The organism is Rhabdothermincola sp., assembly GCF_036846205.1.
In the GTDB taxonomy this organism is placed as follows: domain Bacteria; phylum Actinomycetota; class Acidimicrobiia; order Acidimicrobiales; family Acidimicrobilacustridaceae; genus Rhabdothermincola.
Window position 1 is genome coordinate 1 of record NZ_DAIUCK010000153.1, and the last position, 4,372, is coordinate 4,372.

Consider the following 4,372-nt stretch of genomic DNA (forward strand, 5'->3'; position numbering starts at 1 on the left):
CCGTGCTCGGTGGCCAGGGACTCAGCGGACCGCGTGGCCCGATAGGCGCGCCCGGGCTCGTCGTGCACGGCAGGCGCATGCCGTGCCACCTCGCGGTCTCGCCGGCGGCGCTCGAGATCATCGAGCGTGTCGAACAGGTGCGCGATCGGGGCGGTGAGCTCGAAGTCGGCCCCGGTGCTCACCGCGTGGAGCAGGAACCCGTCTGATGGTGCGTCGACCTCGATCACCGACTTGCTGGTCTCGACCTCTGCGACCGGTTCGCCGCGTCGCACGGGGGCGCCGTCGGTGACGAGCCAGTCGACGAGCACCGCGTATTGGCTGTTCACGTCGGTGGTGGGAACGGTCACCGGTCGCATCAGGCCGCGTCCCTGATCGCCTGCTCGACCCCTGCTGCGCCCAGGATCATCTCGTCTTCGAGGTGCTTCGCGGACGGGACGATGTCGGCGGCGCTCGTTGCCACGCTCGGTGGCCGCCGGAGGCGCCCGAAGGCCACCCGACCGATGTGCTCGGCGATGCCGGTGCCCCAGCTCCACCCGGCGGTTCCCTCTTCCAGGGTGACCAGGGCTCCGGTGGCTGCGACGCTGCGTTCGATGGGCTCCCAGTCCGGCGGAGCGAGCTGGGTGGGGACCACGAGCTCCACGAACAGCTCCTCCTCGACCGCGAGCGGCTCGAGCAACTTCGCGGCCAGCGCCGCCTGGTAGCCGTACGCGACCACCGTGAGGACGCAGTCCCCGCTCGGCACCGCGGACAGGGTGACGGTGGGCAGGCCCGACCGCCCCGTCGTGCGCGACACCAGCAGTCCGTCCAGGTCCGCTGAGGTCTGCAGGTGCAGCGGGTAGAGCAGTTTGTGCTCGATGAACAGTGTCGGGTCGTCGTGGCGGAGCAGGACCGCGAAGACCTCGTCGGGATCGTGCAGCAGCGACGCGGCTGCGACCCGCAGATGAGGGATCCCGAGGAAGTGCTTCTCGAGGCTCTGGCTGTGAGTCGGGCCGTACCCGCGTCCCCCGCCCGAAGGCGTCCGGACGATGACCGGGCACCGAACCTGGCCGTCGTACATGGACGGGTACTTGGCGGCGTGGTTCACGATCTGGTCGAAGGTGAGGGTGAGGAAATCGCCGAACATCACCTCGACGACGGGCCGGTACCCGTGCATGGCGAGGCCCGTGCACACCCCCACGAGAGCTCCCTCGCTGATCGGTGTCGCTCGGACCCGGTCGGGGAAGTCGGTGCTGAGCCCCCGCGTGACCTTGAAGGCCCCGCCGTAGGGGTCGACGATGTCCTCGCCCAGGATCACCACCGTGGGATCACGTTCGAGGCTGGACCGGAGGGCGTCTCCCAGTGCTCGGGCGTAGATCATGCCGACCTCCGTACGGCGTCGAGGAGGTCGCGGATCGCCTCGGTGACCTCCCGGTCGATGCGTTCGCTGGTCTCCCGCCTCAGGCGCGGGCGGTGCACCGCCAAGGGATCGAAGGCCCAGCGGTGGTTCACCTCGTCCACGGGCCGGTTGTCGTCGTTCTTGGAGTGATGGCAGAGCCGGTAGGTCTTGATCACGAGGGCGCGTGGTCCATGGGTCCTGGTTGCCGCCACCTCGTGCCGGGCCGCTTGATGGATCTCGAGCACGTCGGTCGTGTCGAGCTCGCGGGCCGGTATCCCGAACGCGGTGAACCGGGCCGCGATGGAGCCGGCGAGGTTCCGTGCCCGTGGCGTGCTCTGCGCCCACCCGTTGTCCTCGCAGACGATCAGGAGGGGGAGCTGCCACAGGCTGGCGATGTTGAGCGTCTCGTAGACGACCCCCTCGCCCAGGGTGCCGTCGCCGATGAAGGCCACGCTGATCCGGTCCCCGCCGTCGAGGCGCTGGCCGAGCGCGATGCCGGCTGCGTTGGGGACCGTCCCACCGAGCACGCCGTTGGACTTGAAGCCCGGTGCGCAGAGATGCTGGCTGCCGCCACGTCCTCCGCACACACCGCCGGGCAAGCCCATGATCTCGCGCAGCAGCCCGTCAGCATCGCCGGTGAGTGCGAGGTAGTGACCGTGGCAGCGGTGGTTGCTGAACACGTGGTCACCCGGTTGGAGGTGATCGGCGATCCCGACGGCGTCCGCCTCCTGGCCGATGCAGCAGTGGGTCGTTCCGTTCAGCGCCCCCTCGTCGAACAGCGACAGCAGCGTCTCTTCGAACCGGCGGATGAACGCCATGCGCCGGTAGAGCCGCACCTCGAGCGACTCGTCCGGCGCGCCGATCAGTCGCTCGTCGGTTGCGGCGGAGCTCCGAGCGGTGACGGGTGCCGGAGTCATGTTCGCGCCATCTCCTGGAAGCCGCGGACGTAGGTGTGGGCCTGCTCAGGCCAGCCGTACCGGTCGTAGAGGCGCCGCGCGTTCTCGACGAGCTCCTCGCGCCGTGCGGGATCGCGATACAGCTCGACGATCGCCCGCGCCAGTCCGACGTGATCGCCAGATTCAACGTAGTAGAGGCTGTCGGGTCCGAAGTAGGCCGACACCGAGTCGAGGCGGGTGGCGATGACGGGCTTCCCGAAGAGGATGTAGTCGTACATCTTGTTGGTGTGCACGAGGTTCGAGTACGGCGAGGAGAGCTGGGCCACGATGCCGACGTCGGCCCGGCTGAGCTCGTCGGTGAGCTGCTCGAGCGGCACCCATCCGAGGAGGTCGACGTGGTCGCGCAGGCCCAACTCATCGATGAGTTCGCGCAGGCGCGAGGTATGCGTCCCGTCTCCGGTGATGCGGAACCGGAGGTTCGGGACCTCCTCGCGGGCGAGCGCGACGGCCCGCAAGATCGTCTCGTGCCCGTAGCGCTCCTCGATGACCCCGTGGCACAGAAGGCTGAAGTCCCGTGTCGCACCAGTGGTATCCGCGTCCCCGTCGCTCCCGGAGGGCGAGCCGCCGCCGTTGGAGCGCGGGAATGCGTCAGGGGCGGGACCGTTCAGCACCACCCTGATCTTGGATGGATCGGCCCCGCGCTCGACGTACGCGGCCTTGAGCTGCTCGGTCACCGTGTAGGTCAGGTCCGCGTACCGGATGGCGAGCTGCTCCACCCGCACGAACAGCTTGGGCCACCAACCAGGCCCGAACCGCATCTCGCCGAGCTCGGGTGTCGGCTCTTTCAGGAAGGCGACCACCCGAGCACCCATGGCCTTGGGAACGACGGTGGCGAAGACGAGGAAGTCGGGCATGGAGCTCACCTGGATCACCCGGAAGCGGAAGCGCAGGTGCAGCCAGGTGACGAGCGCCGAGGCGGCGAGGAAGAAGGTGAGGTAGTCCGCGAGGTACCGCGCGTCGGAACCGCGAGCCCGCCGCAGTGGCACGGTGTGGAGCCGGATGCCCGACCTGCCCACATCCACGGGCGCGCCCTCAGGGTCGGCCAGGCAGATGACGTGCACCTGGAATCCGGCGGCGGCCAGCGCCTCGGCCTCACGGCGAGTGGGCAGTTCGTAGTACTCACGATGGCGGATCAGGCAGACGTGTTCGGCCACAGGACCTCCTCTCCGATCCGGGCGTGCGGGTCGGGTGCCGGGTCCGGTACCCGTCGCCACGCCGTGAGGGCAAGTGCCAACAGGGCGATGTTGAGGTCCGCGGTCCCGCGCATCGTGAGGTGGGGATCGAACAGCATCACGACCGAGAGGACGCACAGGGCTGCTGAGCTCGCGACCGCGGCGACGCCGATGGCGTCGGTCCGGCTCCTGGCGATCCGCACCACCGTGGTCGCAGCGACACCCACGAACACGAAGTAGGCGATCAGGAAGGGCAGGCCCCCGTTCCACAGGAGCCACGTGTGCCCGCTCTCGATGTAGACCCACTCCCGCCAGACCTCCGGTGCCGGGACGCGTGCAGAGGTCCGTACCCCGAGCGTCCAGTTCCAGTCCTCGGAGAGGGGTGGCCAGAAGTAGGTGCGGAGGTTCTGGAGGCGGACCGTCCAGCTCTGGGGGACCCCGGCAGCCGATCGGAATCCGGCCAGACGAGCGTCGATCACCGGTTGCAGCAGGAGGGCCGCGCCGATGGCGAGGGGGATGCCAACGGCGGTCAGCCGGCCGAGACTGCGGGTGAGCATCCCGGCGACCGCAGCAGCGACCATCACGGCGATGGCGGCGGTGAACTGGCCGGACGCCAGCGCTCCCAGCAGGAAGATCCCCCCAGCGAGGGCGAGGAGGGCTCGATGGCGACGGCCGAAGTGCCACCAGGCGATCGCCATCGCGAGCAGGAAGGCCATCATGTCCCCGACGGCGATCGACGAACCAACGGTCGAGCTGCCGCGGCCCAGCGCGAGGGGGTCGACCTCGTCGGCATTCGCGAACCAGGTGTTCAGCAGACTTGTGATGCCAGCGAGCTGGAGAGACTGAAGCACCGCGACCGCCGCGACCAC

Annotated in this window: 4 protein-coding genes and 1 pseudogene; all 5 read right to left on the minus strand. The window is 69.2% G+C overall.

What is annotated here, in order from left to right; translation table 11 throughout:
* Nucleotides 1-347, minus strand: a 347-nt coding sequence (locus tag V7004_RS15215) for a lipoyl domain-containing protein (RefSeq protein ID WP_334145058.1), incomplete at its 3' end; no start/stop codon positions are given.
* 8 nt (nucleotides 348-355) lie between these two features.
* Entirely contained in the window at nucleotides 356-1,357 is a 1,002-nt protein-coding gene (locus V7004_RS15220; RefSeq protein WP_334145060.1) for an alpha-ketoacid dehydrogenase subunit beta, read from the minus strand.
* Entirely contained in the window at nucleotides 1,354-2,292 is a 939-nt protein-coding gene (locus tag V7004_RS15225) for a thiamine pyrophosphate-dependent dehydrogenase E1 component subunit alpha (protein WP_334145062.1), read from the minus strand. The genes V7004_RS15220 and V7004_RS15225 overlap by 4 nt, the downstream gene beginning before the upstream one ends.
* Complete coding sequence (locus V7004_RS15230) at nucleotides 2,289-3,485, minus strand: glycosyltransferase (RefSeq protein WP_334145063.1); 1,197 nt, start codon at nucleotides 3,483-3,485, stop codon at nucleotides 2,289-2,291. The genes V7004_RS15225 and V7004_RS15230 overlap by 4 nt, the downstream gene beginning before the upstream one ends.
* Nucleotides 3,464-4,372, minus strand: a pseudogene (locus V7004_RS15235) (hypothetical protein); the annotation flags it as partial. The gene V7004_RS15230 and the pseudogene V7004_RS15235, both read right to left, overlap by 22 nt.